Genomic DNA, 25,597 nt, shown 5'->3' on the forward strand with positions numbered 1-25,597 from the left:
CCCCGACAGCCAGGTCGTGTCCGGTTTGACCCTGTAGCCGCTGGTCACGTACCCTTGGACAGTTGTCGTCAGGCCGGGCGACTAAGCTTTGGCCGGCGGCAGCGGGACTCCCGGGGAATCGGAGCAGGCCCGCAACCCAGACCCACCACGTGCACCGCGGCTGGTTCGCGCGCGACGCGCCGAGCAGCGGCTAGAAGAAGGAGCAGAGCAACGATGGCGACCTACGCAATCGTCAAGACGGGCGGCAAGCAGTACAAGGTCGCCGTCGGGGACGTGGTCAAGGTCGAGAAGCTCGACTCTGAGCCGGGTTCGAACGTGTCGCTGCCGGTCGCACTGGTGGTGGACGGCGCCAAGGTCACCACCGACGCGGCGGCGCTGGCCGAGGTCGCGGTCACCGGCGAGGTGCTCGAGCACACCAAGGGCCCCAAGATCCGCATCCACAAGTTCCGGAACAAGACTGGCTACCACAAGCGTCAGGGCCACCGTCAGCAGCTGACGGTCCTGAAGGTCACCGGCATCAAGTGATGAGCCGTCAGGCGAAGAACAGACAGCACTGAGTAAAGGACGACGCAATGGCACACAAGAAGGGCGCTTCCAGCTCGCGCAACGGTCGCGATTCCGCCGCACAGCGGCTGGGCGTGAAGCGATTCGGCGGCCAGGTCGTCAAGGCCGGCGAGATCATCGTTCGTCAGCGCGGCACCAAGTTCCACCCGGGCGTCGGCGTCGGGCGCGGCGGCGACGACACGTTGTTCGCCAAGGAAGCCGGCGCCGTCGAATTCGGAATCAAGCGCGGCCGCAAGACCGTCAACATCGTCGCGGCCGGACAAGCCACCGACTGAGCGCCGCGAGCGTGCACCCACTGCGATAATTCGAGGCGATTCTCGCAGTAGCCGCACGTTCGGCGAGCGAGACGGGTGAGAGGACCCACGATGCCTCGGTTCGTCGACCGCGTCGTCATCCACGCGCGCGCCGGTTCCGGGGGCAACGGCTGCGCCTCGGTTCATCGCGAGAAGTTCAAGCCGCTCGGCGGCCCCGACGGCGGCAACGGCGGCCGCGGCGGCAGCATCGTCTTCGTCGTCGATCCCCAGGTCCACACCCTGCTGGACTTCCATTTCCATCCCCACGTCACCGCGCCGTCGGGCAAGCAGGGGATGGGCAGCAACCGCGACGGCGCCGCCGGCGCCGACCTGGAAGTCAAAGTCCCCGACGGAACCGTCGTTCTCGACGACAACGGCCGGCTGCTGGCCGACCTGGTGGGCGCGGGCACCCGCTTCGAAGCGGCCGCCGGTGGTCGCGGCGGCCTGGGCAACGCCGCGCTCGCCTCCCGCGCGCGCAAGGCTCCCGGTTTTGCGCTGCTGGGTGAGCAGGGCGAGACCCGCGACCTGACGCTGGAACTCAAGACCGTCGCCGACGCCGGCCTGATCGGATTCCCGTCGGCCGGCAAGTCGTCGCTGGTGTCCACCATCTCGGCGGCCAAACCCAAGATCGCCGACTACCCCTTCACCACGCTGGTCCCCAACCTCGGCGTCGTGTCGGCCGGCGAGCACACCTTCACCGTCGCCGACGTTCCCGGCCTGATCCCCGGCGCCTCGCAGGGCCGCGGCCTGGGCCTGGACTTCCTCCGCCACATCGAGCGATGCGCCGTGCTGGTGCACGTCGTCGACTGCGCCACCGCCGAGCCCGGCCGCGACCCGATCTCCGATATCGACGCTCTCGAGGCAGAGCTTGCCGCGTATACGCCCACCCTGCGGGGGGACGCGACGCTGGGCGATCTCGCCGAGCGGCCGCGCGCGGTGGTGCTCAACAAGATCGACGTTCCCGAGGCGCGCGAGCTCGCCGAGTTCGTTTACGACGAGATCGCCGAGCGCGGGTGGCCGGTGTTCTTGGTGTCGACGGTCGCGCGAGAAGGTCTGCAGCCATTGATCTTTGGGCTGTGGAGGATGATCTCGGAATACAAGGCCGCCCAACCCGAGATCGTGCCGCGCCGCCCGGTGATCCGTCCGATCCCCGTCGACGACAGCGGCTTTCGCGTCGAGCCGGATCCGCAGCAGCCAGGCGCCTTCGTGGTCAGCGGCGCGCGGCCCGAACGCTGGGTGCGTCAGACCAACTTCGACAACGACGAGGCCGTGGGGTATCTCGGCGACCGCCTGGCGCGCCTCGGAGTCGAGGAGGAACTGCTGCGGCTGGGTGCGCGCGCGGGGTGCGAAGTGACCATCGGCGACATGACGTTCGATTGGGAGCCGCAAACGCCTGCGGGACAACAGGTTGCGCTGTCGGGCAGGGGAACCGACGCGCGGCTCGAGCGCAGCGAGCGGGTCGGCGCCGCGGAGCGCAAGGCCGCCCGGCGCCAGCGCAGAACCAGAGCCGGCGACGATGCAGAGCGCAGCGATGCGGAGGAGCGGCGCCCGTGACCCCGCAGCGTGACGCCATCCGGAACGCGCGCAGCCTGGTGGTCAAGGTGGGCACCAACGCGTTGACCACCGAAGCCGGGGTATTCGACGCGGGCCGGCTGGCCGGCCTCGCCGACGCGATCGAGACGCGGATGAAGGCGGGCACCGACGTCGTCATCGTGTCCTCGGGTGCCATCGCCGCCGGCATCGAACCTCTCGGATTGTCCCGTCGCCCACGGGATTTGGCGACGAAGCAGGCCGCGGCCAGCGTCGGTCAGGTCGCGCTGGTGAATTCGTGGAGCGCCGCGTTTGCCCGGTACGGACGCACGGTCGGGCAGGTGCTGCTGAGCGCGCACGACATCTCGATGCGCGCCCAGCACACCAACGCTCAGCGCACGCTGGATCGGCTGCGGGCACTGCACGCGGTGGCGATCGTCAACGAAAACGACACGGTGGCCACCAACGAGATCCGGTTCGGCGACAACGACCGGCTCTCGGCGCTGGTAGCCCACCTGGTCGGTGCCGAGGCGCTGGTGTTGTTGTCCGACATCGACGGGCTGTACGACTCCGATCCGCGCAAAACCGAAGGCGCGCAGTTCATCCCGGAGGTCGCGGGTTCGGCGGACCTGGTCGGCGTGATCGCCGGGCCCGGCAGTGACTTGGGCACCGGCGGCATGACGTCAAAGATGTCGTCGGCGCTGCTGGCCGCCGACGCCGGTGTGCCGGTGCTGCTGGCCGCCGCCGACGAGGCCTCGACCGCACTCACCGACGCCTCCGTCGGCACGGTGTTCGCCGCGCGGCCCGCGCGGATGTCGGCGCGGAAATTCTGGGTGCGGTACGCCGCGGAGGCGGCCGGCGCGCTGACCCTCGACGAGGGCGCCGTGCGCGCGGTCGTCGGGCAGCGCCGTTCGCTGCTGCCCGCGGGGATCACCGCGGTGTCCGGCCGGTTCTTCGGCGGCGACGTCGTCGAATTGCGCGGGCCGGACGCGGCGATGGTGGCCCGTGGCGTGGTCGCCTACGACGCGACGGAACTGCTCACCATGATGGGCCGCTCCACCAGCGAGCTGCCCGGCGAGCTGCGCAGGCCCGCCGTGCACGCCGACGACCTGGTGGCGGTCTAAGGGCGAGCAGACGCAGAATCGCATGATTCGTTCTTCGAACGTGCGATTCTGCGTCTGCTCGCGCTAGGGGTCAAATCGCCGATGTGGGTTTGAGATACAGTGCGCCCCAAACGATCTCGGCGAGGGTGGCGGCTAGCTCGGCGTCGTAGCCGGGCGGCCGCGCGGGCAGGTTCTGCTGGCAGGCGCGCTCGACCATCCAGGTCAGCGCGCTGGCCGTGGTGAGCGCCGCCAGCTCGGGGCGGATCGAGCCGTCGGCCTGGCCCTCTTCGATGACCCTGGTGAGCTGTTCGGAGATGCCGGTCAGCAGTTCGCGATACGCCTCCCCGGTCGGTGGGTCGTAGGCGGCCATCTCGTTGAGCGCGACCAGCACCGCTTGGTGCCGTCGATAGATGGCGATGATGCTGCTCATCGCCGCGCGCACGTCGTCGGGGTCGTGCCGCCCGGCCACCGTCCACCAGCGCCGCGCGCCGTCGGCCAGGTCGCCGAACACCTGGCCCGCGAGTCGGCGAAGCAGATGGCCCTTGTCCTCGAAGTAGATGTAGAAGCTGGCGCGGGAGATGCCCGCCTCGCCGGAGAGCCGATCCACGCTGAGCTCGGTGAAGCTCGCGCCGTCGCGCATCAGCCGTTCGGTGGCGTCGAGCAGCCGGCGCTCCATTTGCTCGCGCCGCTGCTCGCGCCCCACGCTTCGGTGGCCTTGCGGCTTGCGGGTGAGCGACGGCATGCGCCGAGCATAGCCGAGCTTTCGACATCTTGACTAGACACACTGTCTAGGCATATCGTCGCGTGGAGTTTGTGACCGGCGTCATACAGGAGAGGACAGCGCCATGGCCGTGATGACGGGTACACCCGGGGCCGAGAAGTCCGGCCGCGCCTACGACGAGATCGACCTGTCCTCGCGGGCGTTTTGGTCCACGACGGCGGCGGATCGCGAACGCTCCTTCGCCGTGCTGCGCGCCGAGCGCCCGGTCAGTTGGCATCCTCCGGTCGAAGACTCGCTGATGCCCGACCCCACCGATCCCGGCTTCTGGGCGGTCACTCGGCGCGCCGACATCGTCGCGGTCAGCCGCAACAACGACGCCTTCCTGTCCGGCCAGGGGGTGATGTTCGAGAGCATTCCCGTCGAGCTGCTCGAGGCGTCGCAGTCGTTCCTGGCGATGGATCCGCCGCGGCACACCAAGTTGCGCAAGCTCGCCCACGCCGCGCTGAGCCCGCGGCAGGTGCGCCGCATCGAAGACTCGATCAAGGCCAACGCCAAGACCATCGTCGAAGAACTGCGGACCGCCGGCAGCGGTGCGGATTTCGTCGACCACTGCGCCAAGGAGCTGCCCATCCGGACCCTCTCGGACATGATGGGAATCCCGGAATCCGAGCGCGAGCGCATGGCGCACGCCACCGACGCCCTGGTCTCCTGGGCCGACCCGGAATTCCTCAACGGACGTCCGGCGATGGAAGTCCTGGTCGAAAACCAGCTGTACCTTCACCAGGTCGTCGGCGCCCTGGCCACGGAACGCCGCGAGCGCCCGGGCGATGACCTCATCAGCAGCCTGGTGACCGCCGAAGTCGACGGGGACCGCCTGGAAGACGCGGAGGTGGCCGCGTTCTTCGTGCTGCTCTCGGTGGCGGGCAACGACACCACCCGCCAGACCATCAGCCACACGCTGAAGGCGCTCACCGATTTCCCCGACGAAAAGGCTTGGCTTCTCCACGATTTCGACAACCGGATCGGTACCGCCGTGGAGGAGTTCATCCGGTGGGCGACCCCGGTCATGACCTTCCGCCGCACGGCGGCGACGGATATCGAGCTGGGCGGTCAGACCATTCTGGCGGGGGAGAAGGTGGTGATGTTCTACCCGTCCGGCAACTGGGACACCGACGCGTTCGACCATCCCGAACGCCTGAACCTGGCGCGCGACCCCAATCCGCACGTCGGTTTCGGCGGTGGCGGGCTGCACTTCTGCCTCGGCGCGCACGTCGCCCGCGCGCAGCTGCGCGCCATCTTTCACGAGCTGTTTCGTCAGCTGCCCGGCATCCAGGCGGGCGAGCCGACGTACCTGGCGGGCAATTTCGTGCACGCCGTGCGCAGCATGCCGTGCACCTTCTAATGCGTTGTCAGCGGCGATAACTCGTCGGCAAGCAGCGCGAGCAGTTCGGAGCAGCCGCCGTCGACCTTCACGGTGGCAAGGTCGTGGCCGCGGGTGCTGCCGCGGTTGATGATGGCGACCGGGATGCCCAGGGCGGCCGCGTGCCGCACGAATCGATAACCGGAGAACACCGTCAGCGACGACCCCGCGACCAGCAGCGCGTCGGCCTCGTCGACCATCCTATAGGCCGCTGCCACAACGTGTTTGGGAACGCTGTCGCCGAAATAGACGATGTCGGGTTTGAGCATGCCGGCGCAGCGCGCGCAGTCGAGGTAGCGGAACGACGCGGTATCGGCGACGACGGCGTCGGCGTCGGGAGCCACCGCCAGCCCGCCGATCGCCTCGGCGCGCTCGATGAATCCGGGGTTGAGCGCCTCCAGCTGTTCGGCCAGCGCCGCGCGGCTCGTCGTGTGGCCGCAGCTCAGGCAGATCACCCGCGCGTAGGTGCCGTGCAGGTTGATGACGCTGCGGCTGCCGGCCTTGGTGTGCAGCAGGTCGACGTTCTGGGTGATGACGCCGGTGACCACCGACGCGTCCTCGAGCGCCGCCAGCGCCCGATGGCCCGCGTTGGGCAGCGTGTCGGCCATGTGCCGCCAACCGACGTGGTTGCGCGCCCAGTACCGCTGCCGAAACGCCGCGTCGCCGGTGAACTGCTGGATGGTCATCGGGTTGCTGGGCGGTGAATCGGGCCCGCGGTAGTCGGGGATGCCGGAATCGGTCGAGACGCCCGCGCCCGTCAGCACCGCGATCCGGCGCCCGGCCAGCAGCGTGACCAGCTCGGGGGATTCTGCGCGGGAGACGGTCACCTGCCCAGGGTACGGATCAGGCCGGGTCCAGGCAGTCCGCCGCGGTCGTGAGCTCGGCGGACATGTTCTGCTCCATCATCTTGCAGGCCGCCGCGCCCAGGTCGGCGTCGATGTGGGCGACCGCATCGGTCGGGATCACGACGGGGAAGTGCCGCACGTACGCGTCCAGGGCCGTGTACAGGATGCATTGCTCGGTGACCTGGCCGGTGATGATCAACCGCTTGGTGTCCAGCCGGCTCAGCAGGTACGCCAGCGCAGTCGAATAAAAGGCGCTGTGGCGGACCTTGGTCATCAGCCGGCTGCCTTCGGCCGGCGCGATCGGCTTCACCAGATCGGGCCGCGCGCCGTCAAGCGCCGAGCGGACGATCCCGGAGAACTCGGCGGTGAAATCGCCGTAGTTGTCGTTGACATAGATCAGGTCGACCTCGTCGGACGTGCGTGCCCGCCGGACCAAATCGGTCAAAGGCTCGATGATCTTCTCGACATTGGGTATTAGATCGTCAGCGTCGGGATGTTGATAGGTATTCATCATGTCGACGACCAGGACCGCTGTGTCGCTCATGGCGTTGGGGATACCCGGCGGCGAGGAGTTGACACCCCCGAGGCGACAATGGAAGGGCGATGGACTTTTACAACGCTTACAGCCAGGGCTTTGCCCGCGTCGCCGCGTGCACGCATCACACCGTCATCGGTGACCCCGCGGCGAACGCCGAGGCGGTCCTGCGGATGGCCCGGGAGTGCCACGACGACGGCGTAGCGCTGGCCGTTTTCCCGGAGCTGACGCTGTCCGGTTACTCCATTGAAGACATCGTCCTGCAGGACCTGTTGCTCGACGACGTCGACAGGGCCGTCGCGGACATCGTCGCGGCCTCCGCCGAGTTGTTGCCGGTCCTGGTGGTCGGCGCGCCCGTCCGCCACCGGCACCGCATCTACAACGCCGCCGTGGTCATCCACCGCGGCGAGGTGCTCGGCGTGGCGCCGAAGTCGTACCTGCCCACCTATCGGGAGTTCTACGAGCGCCGCCAGATCGCGCCCGGCGACGACGAGCGCGGCACCATCCGGCTCGCGGGGGTCGAGGCGCCGTTCGGTCCCGATCTGCTGTTCGCCGCCTCCGACGTGCCCGGCCTCGTGCTGCACGTGGAGATCTGCGAGGACATGTTCGTGCCGATTCCGCCCAGCGCCGAGGCCGCGCTCGCGGGTGCGACGGTGCTGGCCAACCTTTCCGGTAGCCCGATCACCATCGGCCGCGCCGAGGACCGCTGCCTGCTGGCTCGTTCGGCCTCCTCTCGTTGCCTGGCCGCCTACGTGTATTCGGCTGCGGGCGCGGGCGAATCGACGACCGATCTGGCCTGGGACGGGCAGACCATGGTGTTCGAAAACGGTGTCCTGCTGGCCATGTCCGAGCGCTTTCCGATGGGGGAGCGGCGCAGCGTCGCCGACGTCGACCTCGAATTGCTTCGCTCGGAACGGCTCCGGATGGGCACGTTCGACGACAACCGGCGCCACCACCGGACGACGGCGGAGTCGTTCCGGCGCATCGAGTTCCGGCTTGACCCGCCTGGCGGCGACATCGGGCTGTGGCGTGAGATCGAGCGGTTCCCCTTCGTGCCCGCCGACCCGCAACGGCTGGAACAGGATTGCTTCGAGGGCTACAACATCCAGGTAGCCGGCCTCGAACAGCGTTTGCGCGCGCTGGATTTCCCGAAGATCGTCATCGGGATATCCGGTGGGCTGGACTCGACGCACGCGTTGATCGTCGCCGCGCGGGCGATGGACCGCGAACAACGCCCGCGCAGCGACATTCTGGCGTTCACCCTGCCGGGCTTCGCCACCGGGGACCGCACCAAGCGCAACGCGATCGAGCTGTGCCGCGCCCTGGGTGTGACGTTCGCCGAGATCGACATTCGCGAGACCGCGCAGCTGATGCTCAAGGAGATCGATCACCCGTTCTCGCGCGGTGAGAAGGTTTACGACGTCACCTTCGAGAACGTCCAGGCCGGCTTGCGCACCGACTACCTGTTCCGGCTGGCCAACCAGCGCGGTGGCATCGTGCTGGGCACCGGCGACCTGTCCGAGCTGGGCCTGGGCTGGTCGACTTACGGTGTCGGCGACCAGATGTCGCACTACAACGTCAACGGCGGCGTGCCCAAGACGCTGATCCAGCACCTGATCCGCTGGGTGATTTCCTCGCAGCAGTTCGAGTCGAAGGTCAGCGAGGTGCTGCAGTCCGTGCTCGACACCGAGATCACGCCTGAGCTGGTTCCCAGCGGCGAAGAGGAAGAGCTGCAAAGCAGCGAGGCGAAAGTCGGCCCGTTTGCGCTGCAAGACTTTTCACTGTTCCACGTGCTGCGGTATGGATTCCGGCCGTCAAAGATCGCGTTTCTGGCCTGGCATGCGTGGAGCGATTCCGAGCAAGGCAACTGGCCGCCGGGATTTCCCGAAGACAAGCGTCCGTCGTACTCGCTCAAGGAAATCCGGCACTGGCTGCAGGTATTCGTGCAGCGGTTCTACTCGTTCAGCCAGTTCAAGCGTTCGGCATTGCCCAACGGGCCCAAGGTGTCGCACGGCGGCGCGCTGTCGCCGCGGGGTGACTGGCGCGCCCCCTCGGACATGTCCGCGCGCATCTGGCTCGACGAGATCGAACGCGAAATCCCCGAGGACTAGGTGTAACCCTTCGACAGGTTGTGAACGGCGTGGTGAGCGGAAGTAGGTGAGGACCTCCGGTATCGGTGTGGTTACCACACACACCCCGATTACCGAGAGGTCCTCATGTCCCACGCTAATGCCTGTTTGACCCCACGTGGCCGGTTGCGGCTTGCTCGTTGTGTCGTCGATGACGGTTGGACGTATGCCCGAGCCGCTGAGCGGTTCCAGTGCTCGACGGCCACGACCAAGAAATGGGCCGACCGTTACCGTGCCGGCGGGCCTGAGGCCATGGTCGACCGCTCCAGTCGCCCACATCGCAGTCCAGGTCGGCTTTCTCAGCGTCGGGAGCGGCGGATCATCAAGGTGCGCTTCACGCGGCGCTGGGGCCCGCATCGCATCGCCGCCTACCTGCGGCTGGCCCGCTCGACGGTGGAGGCGGTGCTGCGCCGTTACCGCATGCCGTTGCTGCGCCATCTCGACCAGGCCAGTGGGCTGCCGGTGCGCCGGGCCAAACCGCGCCGTTATGAGCATCCCGCACCCGGGGACCTGGTCCACCTCGACATCAAGAAGCTGGGCCGCATCCCCGACGGTGGCGGGCACCGCAAACTGGGACGGCAAGCCGGTCGACGTAACCGCAGCGGTGTGGGGTATGCGTTTTTGCACCATGCCGTCGATGATCATTCGCGGCTGGCCTACTCCGAGATCCTCACCGACGAACGCAAAGACACCGCAGCCGGGTTCTGGTTGCGGGCTAACGGGTTTTTCGTCGATCACGGGATCACCGTCAGGCGTGTGTTGACTGACAACGGAAACTGTTATCGGTCAAAGGCTTTCACTGATTCTCTCAGCGCGAAGATCACCCACAAACGCACCCGCCCGTACCGTCCTCAGACCAACGGGAAAGTCGAGCGGTTCAACCGCACCCTGGCCAGCGAATGGGCCTACGCGCAGACTTACCTGTCTGATGCCGACCGCGCGGCGACTTATCAGGACTGGCTGCACTACTACAATCACCATCGACCCCACACCGGCATCGGCGGAAAAACACCCATCGACCGCCTACGCGTTCACAACCTGCCAGTGAAGAACAACTAGGGCGCGGCCGCCGCGGGCAAAGCGGCTAGGACGCGTTCTGAAGCGCCTTGTCGATCGCCTCGGCGTCCGGTGCGCAATCACCGGCGCCGGGAACCAGCGTCGCCAGCGCGCCGGCCGCGCAGGCGCGGCGTAGCGCGAGTCGCCGCTCACCCGCCGAGCCGGGATTGGGCGGCCAGTTCGCGGCCAGCACACCGGCGAACACGTCGCCGGCGCCGGTGGTGTCCACCGCGTCCACCGCGGGGGAGGGCACCGAGTACTCGCCGTCGGCGCCGGCGTAGCGCGCGCCGCGCGAACCCAGGGTGACCACCAGGTGTGCTGGGCGCCAAGGCCATTCGTTGGCCTCCTCTTCGTTGGTGATCACCACGTCGGCGGCGGCCGCCAGCTCGCCCAGCGAAGCGGGATCCTGGCCGGCCGGTGAGGCGTTCACGACGACGACCGCTCCGGCCGACCGGGCGTGTTGCGCCGCCGCGATCGCCGTGTCGACCGGAATCTCCAGCTGGGTCAACAGCACATCGCAGTCGGCGACCACGCCGCGCGCGCGGTCATCGGTCAGCGTGAACCGCCCGTTGGCTCCCGGCGCCACGACGATGGTGTTCTCGGCGTTGGCATCGACGACGACGACGGCGGTGCCGCTGGGCCCGGGGATTTCCACGGCCCCGTCGAGCCCGACACCGTTGGCCCGCAGGTGGGCGCGCAACTGCTCGGCGGCCGGGTCGTCGCCGACGGCCCCGACGAACTGCACGCGCGCGCCCGCGCGCGCGGCTGCCACCGCCTGGTTGCCGCCCTTGCCGCCGGGGGCTTGTGTCATCGACGACGCCAACACCGTTTCGCCGGGCCGCGGGAGGGCGCCGACGCCCAGCGACAGATCGATGTTCACGCTGCCCACTACGCATACCCCTGCCATGGGGCCCGACGTTAGTAGCGTCGCGATGGCGATGCACACGTGGGGCACCGGCGCTTTGACGCCCAATCGCGTCACGGCAAACGCATCAATATCTCGGCGTGCGCGCGCTAGTCTGCTGCGTGAGGAGCTGGATCCCGAGAAAAGGGGCAGGCAATTGACGACCAGCGAGCTAACCGATGCCGCACCCCGCATCGAACCCGGCCCGGCTCACCAGCCCGTCACGCGTACGCGCCAGCCGCGCAGCCGTTTCCGGTTCGGCATCCAATCCAAAATCCTGATCACCATGCTGCTCTCGAGCATTTTGGGCGTCGCGGTGATCGGTCTCATCGGAGCCGTGTCCGGCCGCACCGCATTGCGGGAAGTCGAATCCGAACGGCTCATCGAGATGCGCGAGTCCCAGAAGCGGGCAGTGCAGGCGTTGTTCAGGGAGCTGACGAGTTCGCTGATCGTGCAAAGTGGCGGTTTCGGCATCAACGAAGCGACGGCGAACCTCAGCACCGCCTTCGCCCAACTGGCCAACGCGAACATCACGCCGGCCGAAGAACAGACCCTGGTCAATTACTACGAAAACGACATGATCAAACCGATCAAACGGATCACCGGTAACGCGATCGATCTCAAGGCGGTGCTGCCGAGTTCCAACGCGCAGAAATACCTTCAGGCGCACTACACCGCGGCGCCCAGGCCGACGGCCGACTCGCCGCCCGCCGAGGACGCCGGCGACGGCAGCGCGTGGTCGGCCGCCAACGCCCGCTTCGACTTTTTCCTGCGCGGCATCGTCACGCGTTTCGATTACCGGGATGCGCTCCTGCTGGACATGCAGGGCAACGTCGTCTACAGCGTCATGAAGGGTCCGGATCTGGGGACCAACATTCTCACCGGTCCCTATCGCGGATCCAACCTGCGTGGCGCCTACCAAAAAGCCGTGGCGTCCAACGATGTCGACTTCGTCTGGATCACCGACTTTCAGCAGTATCAGCCGCAACTGGACACCCCCACCGCGTGGGTGGTGTCGCCGGTCGGCATGAACGGCAAATTCGAAGGGGTCATGGCCCTGCCGGTGCCGATCGGGAAGATCAACACGATCATGACCGCCAACAAGCATTGGGAAGCCGCGGGGATGGGTCCGGCCACCGAGACCTACCTGGCCGGCCCCGACGACCTGATGCGTTCCGACTCAAGGGTATTCATCGAAGACCCGAAACAATACCGGCACGAGGCCATCGAGGCCGGCACCCCGCCCGACGTCGTGGACCGGGCCCTGCGGCTGGGGGGCACCACGTTGGTCCAGCCGGTGCCGACCGCGGGTCTTCGCGCCGCGCAGCGCGGGGAAACCGGCGTCATGAGCGCCACCGACTACACGGGCAATCGAGAGTTGGAAGCCTACGCGCCGCTGGACATCCCCAACTCCGATCTGCACTGGTCGATCCTGGCGACCCGCGACAACTCCGACGCTTTTGCGCGGCTGGGCCGGTTCAGCAAGAACCTCGTGATCGCAGTCACGGCAATGATTTTCGCCATCTGTGTGGCCTCGATGTTCGTCGCCCAGGCGGCGGTGCGCCCGGTCCGGCGCCTCGAGGAGGGAACCCGAAAGATCAGCTCCGGCGACTACGACATCAACATCCCGGTGCGCACCCGCGACGAAATCGGCGATCTCACGGCGGCTTTCAACGAGATGAGCCGCAACCTCGCGATCAAGGAGGAGCTGCTCAACGAGCAGCGCCGCGAGAACGATCGCCTGATGCTGGCCCTGATGCCCGAGTCGGTGCTGCAGCGTTATCGCGAGGGCGAGGAGACCATCGCCCAAAAACATCAGGACGTCGCCATCATCTACGCCGACATCGTCGGCCTCGACGAAATGTTCACCGAGATGCCGGAAGACGAATTGGTGGGCACCGTCGACGAACTTTTCCGGCAGTTCGATTCGGCCGCAGAATCCCTTGGTGTCGAACGGATCCGCACGTTCCACAACGGTTATCTCGCCAGCTGTGGGGTCGTCACCCCGCGACTGGACAGCATCCACCGTGCCGTGGACTTCGCCCTCGAAATCGGCCGCATCATCGATCGGTTCAACAGCCAAAGCCGCCATCAGCTGGGCCTTCGCGTCGGCGTCAACACCGGCAACGTGGTCAGCGGATTGGTGGGCCGCTCCGGCCTGGTCTACGACATGTGGGGCGGCGCGGTGAGTCTGGCCTACCAAATGCACAGCGGCGCACCGCAGGCCGGCATTTATGTCAGCTCGCAGGTGTACGAAGCGATGCGCGATGTCCGGCAGTTCACTGCGGCGGGCACGATTTCGGTCGGCGGGACCGATCAGGCCATCTACCGGTTGCTGGAGCGGTGATGAACATCTTCGGCTCGTCATGGTTCTACTGGGCGGTCGGTATCGCGATCGGATTGCCGGTCGGGATGATCCTGCTGACCGAACTACACGATGCGCTGCTGCGCAGGCAAAGCCCCCTGGCCCGGCAGGTCGGATTGCTGCGCAACTACCTGCTGCCGCTCGCCGCGCTGTTGTTGCTCCTGGTTCAGGCCTCGGGGATTCCGGCCGGCGACATCCCGGTGCGCATCCTCACCACCGTGTTCGGCCTGCTGGTGGTGGTGCTGCTGTTGTCCGGGCTCAACGCGACCGTGTTCGAGCGGGCTCCCGAAAAGAGCTGGCGCAAAAGGCTTCCCACCATCTTCATCGACGTGGCCCGCATAGCGCTGATCTGCGTTGGCCTGGCGGTGATGTCGTCGTACATCTGGGGTGTGCGGATCGGCGGGGTGTTCACCGCGTTGGGCGTCACGTCGGTCGTCATCGGTCTGATGCTGCAGAACTCGGTCGGGCAGATCGTCTCGGGCCTGTTCATGCTGTTCGAGCAACCGTTCCGGATCGACGACTGGCTCGACACCGGCACCGCGCGCGGACGCGTCGTCGAGGTGAACTGGCGCGCCGTACACATCGACACCGGCAGCGGAATCCGGATCATGCCGAACGCGGCGCTGGCCACCACGTCGTTCACCAACCTCAGTCGCCCGCCCGGGCCGCACAAAGTGGCGATCACGACGACCTTCTCCGCCGCCGACGCGCCCGACCGGGTGTGCGCGGTGCTGTCGCGGGTGGCCCGGGCGCTGCCACAGCTCAAGCCCGGCAGCGTGCCTCGCTCGGTGCCCGTGGGCGCCGGCGAGTATCGCACGACGATCGGGTTGGACTCACCCGCCGACGCCGGCGCCGCGACGGCCACGTTCCTGCGGTGGGCCTGGTACGCCGCCCGACGGGAGAATCTGCACCTCGACGACGCCGATGACGACTTCTCGACGGTCGAACGCGTGGAGCACGCGCTGCGCGAGGTGGTGGCGCCGGCGCTGCGGCTCAGCACCGAAGAACAGCGGTCATTGCGCTCCTCGGCGCGAATCGTCCGATACGGCACCGACGAGCTCGTGGAGGACGCCGGACAGGTGCCCACGGCGATGACGTTCCTGGTGGCCGGCCGGGTGCAGCTCACCGCCACCGCCGACGACGGGACGGTCGTGCCCATCAGCACCCTGTCCGAGGGGGCGTTCCTCGGACTGACGGCGTTGACCCGCCAACCCAACCTGGCCAGCGCGTATGCGGTCGAAGAGGTCACGGCGCTCGAAATCGACCGAGAACACATCGAGCATCTCGTGATGCGCGCACCGGCGCTGCTGCAGAACTTCGGCACCATCCTCGAGGAGCGGCGCAGCAAGGTGCGCACCGCCCGGCGCGGCGAGCGCGTCGGGTAGATCGGCCCGCGTCACCCGGGCTTTTGCGGCCGGATACCCTGGTTCAATGAGTCTGCAGGCACCATTGCGCAGCGGAGCGGCCCAACAGCGGGAGCCTGACCTGCGCCGGGAGGTGCACGACGCCGCCCGCCGCGCCCGCGTCGCCTCCCGTGTCCTGGCATTGTTGCCGACCGTCGCCAAAGACCAAGCGCTGCGCTCGGCGGCCGACGCCGTCACCTCCCACGCCGAATTGATCCTGTCCGCCAACGCCGAAGACGTCGAGGCCGCCCGCGCCGCCGGAACGCCGACCGCGATGCTCGACCGACTGGCCTTGGATACCAAGCGAGTTGAGGGCATCGCGGCGGGCCTGCGTCAGGTCGCCGGGCTCCCCGATCCCGTCGGAGAGGTGTTGCGCGGCTACACGCTGCCGAACGGGCTGCAGCTGCGCCAGCAGCGGGTCCCGCTCGGCGTCGTCGGAATGATCTACGAGGGCCGACCCAACGTGACCGTCGACGCGTTCGGCTTGGCGTTGAAGTCCGGCAACGCCGTGCTGTTGCGCGGCAGCTCGTCGGCGACCCGGTCCAACCAGGCGCTGGTGCAGGTGTTGCGCGCGTCGCTGGTCAGCGAGGACCTGCCGGCCGATGCGGTGCAGCTGCTTTCGTCCGACGACCGCGCCACGGTGACGCATCTGATCCAGGCGCGTGGCCTGGTCGACGTGGTCATCCCGCGCGGCGGAGCCAACCTGATCAATGCGGTGGTCCGCGACGCGCAGGTGCCCACGATCGAAACCGGGGTCGGCAACTGTCACGTATACGTCCACGAGGGCGCCGATCTGGACGTCGCGGAGCGGATCTTGCTGAATTCCAAGACGCGCCGGCCGAGCGTCTGCAACGCCGCGGAGACACTGCTCGTCGACGCCACGGTCGCCGCGGAGGCGTTGCCGCGTCTGGTGACCGCCCTGCAAGACGCCGGCGTGACCGTGCATGGGGGCTTTTCCCAGGACGCACACGAGGACGATCTGCGGCGCGAGTACTTGTCGATGGACATCGCGGTGGCGGTGGTCGACGGTATCGACGCCGCGATCGCCCACATCAACGAGTACGGCACCGGCCACACCGAGGCCATCGTGACCACCAATATGGCTGCGGCGCAACGATTTACCGACGCTATCGACGCCGCGGCGGTGATGGTGAACGCGTCCACGGCGTTCACCGACGGGGAGCAATTCGGTTTCGGAGCCGAAATCGGCATCTCCACCCAGAAATTGCACGCCCGCGGTCCCATGGGGCTGCCCGAACTGACCTCGACCAAATGGATCGCGTGGGGAGACGGACAGACGCGTCCGGCCTGAGATCCCCGTGCAGAAAGCGTTTTAGGAGAACCGATTGTGAGTGTGCCCGCCCGGTCAAAGCCGCTGTTCGAGGACATCGACGACGTCTCGCGGCGGTTGGCCGAGACCGGCTACCTGCCCGACACCGCCACCGCGACGGCCGTGTTCCTGGCCGACCGCCTCGGCAAGCCGTTGTTGGTGGAGGGCCCGGCCGGCGTGGGCAAGACCGAATTGGCCCGCGCCGTGGCCCAGGCCACGGGGTCGGGCCTGGTGCGCCTGCAGTGCTACGAGGGGGTCGACGAGGCCCGCGCGCTCTACGAATGGAACCACGCCAAGCAGATTTTGCGCATCCAGGCCGGCTCCGGGGACTGGGACCAGACCAAGGACGACGTGTTCAGCGAGGAGTTCTTGCTGCAGCGTCCGCTGCTGACCGCCATTCGGCGCACCGAGCCCACGGTGCTGCTCATCGACGAGACCGACAAGGCCGACATCGAGATCGAGGGCCTGCTGCTGGAGGTGTTGTCTGACTTCGCCGTGACCGTGCCCGAACTGGGCACGATCACCGCCGAGCGCACGCCGTTGGTGGTGCTGACCTCCAACGCGACCCGCGAACTGTCCGAGGCGCTCAAGCGTCGCTGCCTGTTCCTGCACATCGACTTTCCCAGCCCCGATTTGGAACGCCGCATCCTGTTGTCCCGTGTTCCCGAGCTGCCCGCACACCTGGCCGAGGAGCTGGTGCGCATCATCGGCGTGCTGCGCGGGATGCAACTCAAGAAGGTGCCGTCCATCGCCGAGACCATCGACTGGGGCCGCACGCTGCTCGCGCTGGGCCTGGACACCATCGACGACGCGGTCGTCGCCGCCACGCTGGGCGTGGTGCTCAAGCATCAATCCGACCAACAGCGCGCGGCCGGCGAGCTGCGGCTCAACTAGGAACACCGCCATGGCCGCCCGCCGCATTCGCCCCTCCCGGCCGCTCGCCCCGCACGGGCTGCCCGGGCACCTGGTCGGCTTCGTGGAAGCGCTTCGGGCAGCGGGGATTTCGGTCGGCCCGTCGGAGACGGTGGACGCCGGCCGGGTGATGGCCACCCTCGGCCTGGGCAACCGCGAGGTGCTGCGCGAGGGCATCGCGTGCGCGGTGTTGCGCCGGTCGGATCATCGCGAAACGTATGACGCCATGTTCGACCTGTGGTTCCCGGCGGCGCTGGGCGCGCGCGCGGTGGTCGCGGAGGACGAGGCCGACTACACCCCGGACGACAACGCGTTGCCACCCGACGATGTCGAGGCGATGCGCCAGATGCTGCTGGATCTGCTGGCCGACAACCCCGATCTGGCCGACATGGACGAGCGCCTGGTGGCGATGATCGCCCGCATCGTCGAGGCCTACGGGAAATACAGTTCCAGCCGGGGCCCATCCTTCTCGTCGTACCAGGCGCTCAAGGCGATGGCCCTGGACGAACTCGAGGGCAAGCTGCTGGCCGGGCTGCTCGCCTCCTACGGCGACGAACCTACGCCCACACAGGAGGAGATCGCCAAAGCCCTTGCGGCGCAGCGGATCACCCAGCTACGCAAGATGGTCGACGCCGAGACCAAGCGGCGCACCGCGGAGCAACTGGGCCGCGATCACGTCCAGATGTACGGCATACCCCAGCTTTCCGAGAACGTCGAATTCCTGCGCGCCTCCGGCGAGCAGCTGCGCCAGATGCGCCGGGTGGTGGCGCCGTTGGCGCGGACCCTGGCGACCCGGCTGGCGGCGCGCCGGCGGCGCAGCCGCGCCGGGTCGATCGATCTCCGCAAGACGCTGCGCAAGTCGATGTCCACCGGCGGGGTGCCGATCGACGTGGTGCTGGCCAAGCCGCGCCCCGCCCGGCCCGAACTGGTGGTGCTGTGCGACGTCTCCGGCTCGGTCGCCGGGTTCAGTCACTTCACCCTGCTTCTGGTACACGCTCTGCGCCAACAGTTCTCGCGCGTTCGCGTGTTCGCGTTCATCGACACCACCGACGAGGTGACCCACATGTTCGGGCCCGAGGCCGACCTGGCCGTGGCCATCCAGCGGATCACCCGGGAGTCGGGCGTCTACAGCCGCGACGGCCATTCCGACTACGGCAACGCGTTTGCGTCGTTCGTGCAGGCGTTCCCGAATGTGCTCTCCCCGCGCACCTCGCTGTTGGTGTTGGGGGATGGCCGCACCAACTATCGCAACCCGGAAACCGAGCTGCTGTCGCACATGGTGACCGCCAGCCGGCACGCACACTGGCTGAATCCCGAGCCCAAGCATCTGTGGGGAAGCGGCGACTCGGCGGTGCCGCGCTATCAAGAGGTCATCGCCATGCACGAATGCCGGTCCGCCAAGCAGTTGGCCGCGGTGATCGACCAGCTGCTGCCCGTGTGAGGTCGCTGCTGCCCGTGGGAGGTCACGGCTGCCCGTGTGAGGTCGCTGCTGCACCTCTTGTCACACCAGTCACGGCAGTCTCCGGCCGAGACGACACTGCTTGCGCCCACCTCCGAGCGACAAGCCGGCCCGCCTCGGGTGTTGTCGCTCGGAGGTGGGCACAAGGCATGCGACCCCGAGCGGGGACTGATGGGGCGCATGTGACGACAGCTCGGACAGGCCCTGATCACCGCCTCAAGTAAGCTGGCACATCGTGCAAAAGCAGCTTCGCAGGTTAGGAGTGATGGGTGGGACGTTCGACCCCATCCATTACGGCCACCTGGTTGCCGCCAGTGAGGTCGCCGACCTGTTCGACCTCGACCAAGTCGTGTTCGTACCCAGCGGCCAGCCCTGGCAGAAGGACCGCGACGTCTCCGCCGCCGAGGACCGCTATCTGATGACCGTGATCGCCACGGCGTCCAATCCCCGGTTCTCGGTGAGCCGGGTCGACATCGACCGCGCCGGCCCCACCTATACCAAGGACACGCTGCGCGACCTGCGCGCGCTGAACCCGGATTCCCAGCTGTTCTTCATCACCGGCGCCGACGCGCTGGAATCCATCCTGTCCTGGCAAGGCTGGGAGGAACTGTTCGACCTGGCCCGCTTCGTCGGCGTCAGCCGCCCCGGCTACGAGTTGAGCCACGACCACATCACCGGCGTCCTGGGCGAGCTCGCCGATGACGCGTTGACGCTCGTCGAGATTCCGGCGCTGGCGATTTCGTCGACCGACTGCCGCCGCCGCGCCGAGGAGCACCGTCCGCTGTGGTACCTGATGCCCGACGGTGTCGTGCAGTACGTCTCCAAGCGGCGGCTCTACAGCAAGCCGGGCGGCGAGGAGTCCACGTGAGCGCCACGCGGGAAGCCATCGACATGGCGACGGTGGCCGCCGGCGCCGCCGCCGCGAAGCTCGCCGACGACGTCGTCGTCATCGACGTCTCCGCCCAACTCGCCATCACCGACTGCTTCGTGATCGCCTCGGCGTCCAACGAGCGACAGGTCAACGCCATCGTCGACGAGGTCGAGGAGAAAATGCGAAAGGCGGGCTACAAACCCGCGCGGCGCGAGGGCACCCGCGAGGGCCGCTGGACGCTGCTGGACTATCGCGACATCGTCGTCCACATTCAGCACCAGGACGACCGCGACTTCTATGCCCTGGACCGGTTGTGGAGCGACTGCCCGGTGGTGCCGGTGGACCTCGACGAGCGCGGCGGGGACTCCGAAGACTCGAGCGCGCAATGAAGATTCGTCGGCTGATCATGTTGCGGCACGGGCAAACCGAGTTCAACGCCGGCAGCCGGATGCAGGGCCAGCTCGATTCCGAACTCAGCGAACTCGGGCGGGCGCAGGCCATCGCCGCCGCCGAGGTGCTGGGCAAGGTGCAGCCGTTGCTGATCGTGTCGTCGGACCTGCATCGCGCCTACGACACCGCGGTCAGGCTGGGGGAGGTGACCGGCTTGGCGATCCGGGTGGATCAGCGGCTGCGGGAGACGCATCTGGGTGACTGGCAGGGATTGACCCATACCGAGGTCGACGCGCAGGCCCCCGGCGCCCGATTGGCCTGGCGCGAAGACGCCACCTGGGCCCCGCATGGCGGCGAAAGCCGGGTGGATGTCGCGGCGCGCAGCGTGCCGTTGGTCGCCGAACTGGCCGCCGCCGAGCCGGAATGGGGTGATCCCGATGGGCCGGACCGCCCGGTGGTGCTGGTGGCCCACGGCGGGCTGATCGCCGCGCTGTCGGCCGCGTTGTTGAAGCTTCCCGTCGGCAACTGGCCGGTTCTGGGTGGCATGGGCAACGCCAGCTGGGTTCAGCTTTCCGGCCATTCCGGCGACGAGGACGACGAATTCGAGAGCATCCGCTGGCGTCTGGACGTATGGAACGCCTCGGCACAGGTGTCCAACGATGTCCTCTGAACAACGTCCCACACTGCTGATCTTCGCCGACTCGCTGGCCTACTACGGCCCCACCGGCGGCCTACCCGCCGACGATCCCCGCATCTGGCCGAACATCGTTGCTGCCCAATTGGATTGGGATGTGGAGCTGATCGGTCGCATCGGCTGGACGTGTCGGGACGTCTGGTGGGCGGCAACCCAGGACCCGCGGGCGTGGGCGGCGCTACCGCGTGCGGGAGCCGTCATCTTCGCCACCGGCGGCATGGATTCGCTGCCCTCGGTGCTGCCCACCGCGCTGCGTGAGCTGATCCGCTACGTGCGACCGCCGTGGCTGCGACGGTGGGTGCGCGACGGCTACGGGTGGCTGCAGCCCAGGCTCTCCCCGGTGGCCAGGCCCGCCCTGCCGCCGCACCTGAGCGCCGACTATCTCGAACAGACCCGTGGGGCAATCGATTTCAACCGCCCCGGGATCCCGATCGTGGCCTCGCTGCCGTCGGTGCACATCGCCGACACCTACGGCCGGGCCCACCACGGTCGGGCGGGGACCGTGGCCGCCATCACCGCGTGGGCGCAAAGCCACGATGTACCCCTGGTCGACCTCAAAGCCGCTGTCGCAGAACACGTTATGAACGGCCGGGGAAACCCCGACGGAATCCATTGGAATTTCGAGGCCCACCAGGCGGTCGCGGAGCTGATGCTCAAGGCGCTCGCCGAGGCCGGCATCTCGAACGAGAAACCCCGCGGGTAGCGCTCGTGACTGTCGTGGTCGTGACCGACTCGTCGGCCCGTCTGCCGGCCGACCTGCTCGACAAGTGGGGGATACGCGTTGTGCCCCTGCACATCCTGCTCGACGGCACCGACCTGCGTGACGGCGTGGACGACATTCCGGGTGACATCCACAAGCTGGCTGCGACCACCGCGGCGGCGACCCCGGCCGAACTCGCCGACGCGTACCAACAGGCGCTGGCCGACAGCGGCGCCGATGGTGTGGTGGCCGTGCACATTTCGTCGGCGCTGTCGGGAACCTGCCGGGCCGCCGAGCGCACCGCGGCCGATCTGGATCCCAACGTGCGGGTCATCGACTCCAAATCGGCGGCGATGGGCACCGGATTCGTGGCCGTGGCCGCCGCCCGGGCGGCGGCCACGGGCGGTGACCTGAACACCGTCGCGGATGCTGCCCGCGAGGCAGTGGCCCGCGGACACGCCTTCATCGTGGTGCACCGGTTGGACAACCTGCGCCGCAGCGGCCGCATCGGGGGCGCCAAGGCCTGGCTGGGCACCGCGCTGGCGCTCAAACCGTTGTTGCGTATCGATGACGGGAAACTCGTTCTGGCCCAACGGGTCCGGACTATCAGTCACGCGACGGAGGCGATGATCGACCGGGTCTGCCAGGTCGTCGACGACGGCACCGCAGCCCTGGCGGTGCACCACGTCAACAACCCGGACGGCGCCACCGAGGTGGCGACGGCGCTGGGCAAGCGGCTACCGGCGTGTGAGCCCGCGATCGTCACCGAGCTGGGACCGGTGCTGGCGCTGCACGTCGGCGCGGGCGCGGTCGCGGTGAGCGTCCAACTCGCGGAAGCTTAGTGGCGATCGCAAGCGCGGCGAAGCCGGGCGCTGCGGGTCGCCACCATCGGCCTAGGCGCTGACCGGGCGTCGCGCGTTGTCGCCGCGCGGGTGAACAACCTGCGGCCACCAGAACCACCGCCCGAGCAGGGTGGCGATCGACGGCATCAGCAGTGTGCGCACGATCAGCGTGTCGAGCAGTAGACCGATGCAGACCGTCGACCCGAACTGACCGAGCACGCGCAGATCGCTCCCCAGCATGGACGCCATGGTGAACGCGAACACCAGACCCGCGGCCGTCACCACCCCACCGGTCCCGGCCATCGACCGAATGATCCCGGTCTTGAGGCCGTGATGGATCTCTTCCCTGAACCGGGACACCAGCAGCAGGTTGTAGTCGGATCCCACGGCCAACAGGATGATGACCGCCAGCGCCATCACGATCCAGTGGATATTGATGCCGAACAAATCCTGCCAAATCAGCACGGACAGACCGAAAGACGCCGCGATCGAGCTGGCAGCGGTGCCGACGATGACCAGCGCGGCCACCACGCTTCGGGTCAGCAGCAGCATGATCATGAAGATCAGCGTCAGTGACGCGATGACGGCGATCATCAGGTCGTACTTCTCACCGTCAGCCATGTCCTTGAACGTCGCGGCGGTTCCGCCGAGATACACCTTGGCGTCGGCCAGCGAGGATTGCTTCAGCGCCTCCTGCGCGGCGGTGCGTTCGGCCGCCACCCGTTCGATTCCCTCCGGCGTCATCGGATCGTCCTGGTGGGTGATGAAGAATCGCGCCGACTTACCGTCCGGCGACAAGAACATGCGCAGACCCGTCTGGAAGTCGGGGTTGTCAAAGGCTTCTGGTGGCAGGTAGAAGAAGTCGTCGTTCTTCGACTGATCAAAGCTCTGACCCATGACGATCCCGGTGTTGCTCATCGCCTCCATCTGGTCGATCATCGCCTTGAACGTCTGATAGAGCGTCAGCGTGATGCCTCTGGTCGTTTTCAAAGTGGCGATCAGCGTGGGAAACAGCTCGGTCAGGTCGCGTGACGCTTTGGCGGTGTGCGTGATGTCGGTCGTCAAATAGTGGAACTGCTCGGCCAATTGGTCGAACCCGTCGAACGTGTCGAACAAAGATCGCAGCCCGATGCACACGGGAATGTCGTAGCAGTGCTTCTCCCAGTAGAAGTACGTACGGACAGGCCGGAACGTGTCGTCGAAATCGGCGATGTGGTCGCGCAGGCTGTCGGTGATCTGCGACGTCACCTGCGTGGTCTTGGCGCTGTCGTCGGCGGCGTTGGCCAAATCGAGCGACACCTCGTACTGGCGCTGCGTGGTGTCGATTTGGGTCTGCAAGTCATCGGCCATTTTGAGGATGTCGTTCATGCGCTCCTTGAGAAAGCCCATGTTCTGCATCGTCGTCTGGCTCTGGACGCTGTTCTGGAACGGAATCGAGCTGTGCTGAATCGGGATGCCCAGCGGCCTGGTGATGTCCTGAACCATGGCGATGCCGAGCGTGCGCATCTCGTTTTTCGCCACCCGGTCCAACACCAGCATGTCGGCCGGGTTTCGCATGTCATGGTTGGATTCGACCATCAACAAGTCGGGGTTCATCCGGGCCTCGGAGAAGTGCCGATTCGCGGCTTCTTGCCCTTGATTGGCGGGGGCGGACAACGGCAGGTAGTGACGGTCGTTGTAGCTGGGCTTGAAGCCCGGCAGTGCCACCATGCCGACCAGGACGATGGCGGCGCTGACGGCCAAAATCGGTGCGGGCCAACGCACTACCGCGGTGCCCACCCGGCGCCACAGTCGCCCTCGCTTCGCCTGCCTTTCGAAGAAGTGGAAGCGACTGCCGACGAAGACGACCGCGGGGCCGAGGGAAAGCCCGGCGAGCACCACGACCAGCATGCCGATCGCCACCGGCGCGCCCATGGTGTTGAACCAGGGCAGCCGGGTAAAACTCAGGCAGTAGGTCGCTCCCGCGATCGTCAGTCCGGAGCCCAGGACGACCGGGGCGACGCCCTTGAATGTGGTGTAGTAAGCCGTTTCTCGGTCCTCACCGGCGGCCAACGCTTCTTGATATCGCCCGACGAGGAAGATGCCGTAGTCAGTTCCCGCGGCGATCGCCAGCATGGTGAGGATGTTGGCGGCGAACGTGGTGAGCCCGAATGCGTTGTTATAGGCCAGAACCGCGACGACGCCCCGCGCACACGCCAGCGCCACGAAGGTCATGAAAAGCTGGATCAGCGTCGTGACGATCGACCGGTAGACCAGCAGCAGCATGATCGCGATCGCGCCCAGGGTGAACAGCGTGATCTTGGCCAGGCTGGCGTTACCGATGATGTGCATGTCGTCGGACAGCGCCGCGGGGCCGGTGACATAGGCCTTCACGCCGGGTGGCGCCTTGTTCTCATCGATCACCTTGCGGACGGCGTCCACGGAGTCGTTGGCCTGCGTGGTGCCCTGATTACCGGCGAGGTTCACCTGCACGTACGCGCCCTTGGCGTCGGCGCTCTGCGCTCCCGCAGCGGTCAGGCGGTCGCCCCAGAAGTCCTGGATGTGCTGGATGTGCGCGGGATCCTTGCGCAGGTCTCGGATCAGCTTGTCGTAGTACTTGTGCGCGTCCGGGCCCAGCGGCTGCTGACCCTCCAGGACGATCATCACGGTGCTGTTCGAGTTGAATTCGTGGAAGTTACTGCCCAGCCGCATCATCGCCTTCATCGACGGCGCGTCCAGGGGAGTCATCGGCGCCGAATGCGCCTCGCCGACCACTTCCAGGGAGGGGACCAGGACGTTCACCAAGACGGTGATCACTAACCAGCCCAGGATGATCGGGATCGCAAAGATGCGGATCGCGTGGGGGAGGTAGGGGCGGTGGCCGCGCTCGGCCTTCGACAGGCCCCCCGCTTTGATGGGGCCGGTGGCTGCGTCGTCTTCGGCGCTTCTGGCGCCGGAATCGGTCTCGTTGTTCACATTGCTCATGCGGACTTCACCAGGCAGAAGGTCTGGGCGTTATGGCCGTCGGAGTTCTGGTTGTCGCGGACGACGCCGTCCACGGTGATCTTGCAGTTGATCGTGGGGCCGTTGCTTTGCGCCATGATGTTGGCGCTCACCGAGGGCAACGTGGTCGAGATCGTCGTCGACCACGGCAGCGGCGCGTTGTCGACCTGATGCGTGTTGGCGTTCTCGTCCCAGTAGTTGATGTTTGCCGTGGTGCCCGGGGCGCCGGAAATCTCGTAGACGACGACCTTCGGGTTGAACTGCACGATTTCGATCCCCTTGCCGGCGTTCGCGTTGAGATCTTCCGAGCCGAAGAGCTTGTGCAGCCGCGACACCACGAGTGCAGACAAAGCCAGAACGACGACCAGCAGCAGCGGTATCCACCCATTTTTGAGCACGCGGGTCACGATGCCGGGGCGAGGACCTGTTTTCGGATCAGCCATCACCTGACCGCCTTTCGCCCACCGCTTCGGGCCTCGCCGCAAAGCTCACCAACCATCGCCGACGACATCGATGTCAACGGAAAATTTGCTCAGCTAGGCATCCTAA

Annotated in this window: 23 protein-coding genes; 17 read left to right on the forward strand and 6 right to left on the reverse strand. The window is 67.2% G+C overall.

All coding sequences use genetic code 11. The annotated features are described in order from the left end of the window. Positions 1-213 precede the first annotated feature (213 nt). The 4 genes from rplU to proB all read left to right on the forward strand — a co-directional run bounded on the left by rplU (position 214) and on the right by proB (position 3,511). The gene (gene rplU, locus W7U_RS04210) at positions 214-525 is read left to right on the forward strand and encodes a 50S ribosomal protein L21 (RefSeq protein WP_008255206.1); all 312 of its coding nucleotides are present in this window, start codon (positions 214-216) and stop codon (positions 523-525) included. Between the two features lie 47 nt (positions 526-572). Continuing rightward, on the forward strand, positions 573-839 hold the full coding sequence (gene rpmA, locus W7U_RS04215; protein WP_008255217.1) for a 50S ribosomal protein L27: 267 nt from the start codon (positions 573-575) through the stop codon (positions 837-839). A gap of 90 nt (positions 840-929) precedes the next feature. Beyond that, positions 930-2,411, forward strand: coding sequence for a GTPase ObgE (obgE, locus tag W7U_RS04220; protein WP_008255218.1), 1,482 nt, complete (start codon positions 930-932; stop codon positions 2,409-2,411). Continuing rightward, positions 2,408-3,511, forward strand: coding sequence for a glutamate 5-kinase (gene proB, locus W7U_RS04225; RefSeq protein WP_008255219.1), 1,104 nt, complete (start codon positions 2,408-2,410; stop codon positions 3,509-3,511). The genes obgE and proB overlap by 4 nt, the downstream gene beginning before the upstream one ends. 70 nt (positions 3,512-3,581) lie before the next feature. Here proB and W7U_RS04230 read toward each other — a convergent pair whose 3' ends face one another. Further along, positions 3,582-4,232: a TetR/AcrR family transcriptional regulator gene (locus W7U_RS04230; RefSeq protein ID WP_008255220.1), complete on the reverse strand. Its 651-nt coding sequence runs from the start codon at positions 4,230-4,232 to the stop codon at positions 3,582-3,584. A 103-nt stretch (positions 4,233-4,335) separates the two neighbouring features. On the opposite strand from W7U_RS04230, the gene W7U_RS04235 reads away from it, so the two are divergent. Then, positions 4,336-5,613: a cytochrome P450 gene (locus W7U_RS04235; RefSeq protein ID WP_008255221.1), complete on the forward strand. Its 1,278-nt coding sequence runs from the start codon at positions 4,336-4,338 to the stop codon at positions 5,611-5,613. On the opposite strand, the gene W7U_RS04240 is transcribed toward W7U_RS04235, so the two are convergent. Next, on the reverse strand, positions 5,610-6,458 hold the full coding sequence (locus tag W7U_RS04240; protein ID WP_008255222.1) for an NAD-dependent deacetylase: 849 nt from the start codon (positions 6,456-6,458) through the stop codon (positions 5,610-5,612). The two genes, W7U_RS04235 and W7U_RS04240, sit on opposite strands and share 4 nt — an antisense overlap. A gap of 16 nt (positions 6,459-6,474) precedes the next feature. Then, entirely contained in the window at positions 6,475-7,020 is a 546-nt protein-coding gene (locus W7U_RS04245; protein WP_008255223.1) for an isochorismatase family cysteine hydrolase, read from the reverse strand. Positions 7,021-7,079: 59 nt separating this feature from the next. Here W7U_RS04245 and W7U_RS04250 point away from each other — a divergent pair, with 59 nt between their 5' ends. Continuing rightward, on the forward strand, positions 7,080-9,122 hold the full coding sequence (locus tag W7U_RS04250) for an NAD(+) synthase (RefSeq protein ID WP_008255224.1): 2,043 nt from the start codon (positions 7,080-7,082) through the stop codon (positions 9,120-9,122). A 105-nt stretch (positions 9,123-9,227) separates the two neighbouring features. Next, positions 9,228-10,199, forward strand: a complete 972-nt coding sequence (locus tag W7U_RS04255; protein ID WP_036428693.1) for an IS481 family transposase — start codon at positions 9,228-9,230, stop codon at positions 10,197-10,199. Positions 10,200-10,224: 25 nt separating this feature from the next. Here the strand turns inward: W7U_RS04255 and W7U_RS04260 are convergent, their stop codons facing one another. Further along, positions 10,225-11,103 carry a ribokinase gene (locus tag W7U_RS04260; protein WP_080588112.1) on the reverse strand — a complete coding sequence of 293 codons (879 nt, stop codon included), beginning with the start codon at positions 11,101-11,103 and terminating at the stop codon, positions 10,225-10,227. Between the two features lie 154 nt (positions 11,104-11,257). Between W7U_RS04260 and W7U_RS04265 the strand changes: the two genes are divergently transcribed. The 10 genes from W7U_RS04265 to W7U_RS04310 all read left to right on the forward strand — a co-directional run bounded on the left by W7U_RS04265 (position 11,258) and on the right by W7U_RS04310 (position 22,066). Next, a complete protein-coding gene (locus W7U_RS04265; RefSeq protein ID WP_008255227.1) occupies positions 11,258-13,447 on the forward strand; it encodes an adenylate/guanylate cyclase domain-containing protein in 2,190 nt (729 codons plus the stop codon). Next, positions 13,447-14,850, forward strand: a complete 1,404-nt coding sequence (locus W7U_RS04270; RefSeq protein WP_008255230.1) for a mechanosensitive ion channel family protein — start codon at positions 13,447-13,449, stop codon at positions 14,848-14,850. Before W7U_RS04265 ends, W7U_RS04270 begins: the two co-directional genes overlap by 1 nt. Before the next feature lie 46 nt (positions 14,851-14,896). Continuing rightward, positions 14,897-16,180 carry a glutamate-5-semialdehyde dehydrogenase gene (locus tag W7U_RS04275; RefSeq protein ID WP_020822099.1) on the forward strand — a complete coding sequence of 428 codons (1,284 nt, stop codon included), beginning with the start codon at positions 14,897-14,899 and terminating at the stop codon, positions 16,178-16,180. 36 nt (positions 16,181-16,216) lie between these two features. Continuing rightward, positions 16,217-17,092 carry a MoxR family ATPase gene (locus W7U_RS04280; protein ID WP_008255233.1) on the forward strand — a complete coding sequence of 292 codons (876 nt, stop codon included), beginning with the start codon at positions 16,217-16,219 and terminating at the stop codon, positions 17,090-17,092. A gap of 10 nt (positions 17,093-17,102) precedes the next feature. Next, complete coding sequence (locus W7U_RS04285) at positions 17,103-18,551, forward strand: VWA domain-containing protein (RefSeq protein WP_008255235.1); 1,449 nt, start codon at positions 17,103-17,105, stop codon at positions 18,549-18,551. 253 nt (positions 18,552-18,804) lie between these two features. Continuing rightward, a complete protein-coding gene (gene nadD, locus W7U_RS04290; protein ID WP_072501239.1) occupies positions 18,805-19,437 on the forward strand; it encodes a nicotinate-nucleotide adenylyltransferase in 633 nt (210 codons plus the stop codon). Then, positions 19,434-19,829 (forward strand): ribosome silencing factor, encoded by a 396-nt coding sequence (gene rsfS, locus W7U_RS04295; protein ID WP_008255239.1) that lies wholly within the window; start codon positions 19,434-19,436, stop codon positions 19,827-19,829. Before nadD ends, rsfS begins: the two co-directional genes overlap by 4 nt. After that, complete coding sequence (gene gpgP / locus W7U_RS04300; protein ID WP_008255240.1) at positions 19,826-20,500, forward strand: glucosyl-3-phosphoglycerate phosphatase; 675 nt, start codon at positions 19,826-19,828, stop codon at positions 20,498-20,500. The genes rsfS and gpgP overlap by 4 nt, the downstream gene beginning before the upstream one ends. Continuing rightward, positions 20,490-21,227, forward strand: a complete 738-nt coding sequence (gene octT / locus W7U_RS04305) for a diglucosylglycerate octanoyltransferase (protein WP_008255242.1) — start codon at positions 20,490-20,492, stop codon at positions 21,225-21,227. The genes gpgP and octT overlap by 11 nt, the downstream gene beginning before the upstream one ends. Positions 21,228-21,232: 5 nt before the next feature. Continuing rightward, the gene (locus tag W7U_RS04310; protein ID WP_008255243.1) at positions 21,233-22,066 is read left to right on the forward strand and encodes a DegV family protein; all 834 of its coding nucleotides are present in this window, start codon (positions 21,233-21,235) and stop codon (positions 22,064-22,066) included. Between the two features lie 51 nt (positions 22,067-22,117). Here W7U_RS04310 and W7U_RS04315 read toward each other — a convergent pair whose 3' ends face one another. After that, positions 22,118-25,030: an MMPL family transporter gene (locus W7U_RS04315; protein WP_008255244.1), complete on the reverse strand. Its 2,913-nt coding sequence runs from the start codon at positions 25,028-25,030 to the stop codon at positions 22,118-22,120. Next, positions 25,027-25,491, reverse strand: coding sequence for an MmpS family transport accessory protein (locus W7U_RS04320; protein ID WP_179945074.1), 465 nt, complete (start codon positions 25,489-25,491; stop codon positions 25,027-25,029). Before W7U_RS04320 ends, W7U_RS04315 begins: the two co-directional genes overlap by 4 nt. Positions 25,492-25,597: the final 106 nt, after the last annotated feature.

Source organism: Mycobacterium sp. H4Y, assembly GCF_000364405.1.
GTDB classification, from domain to species: Bacteria; Actinomycetota; Actinomycetes; order Mycobacteriales; family Mycobacteriaceae; genus Mycobacterium; species Mycobacterium intracellulare.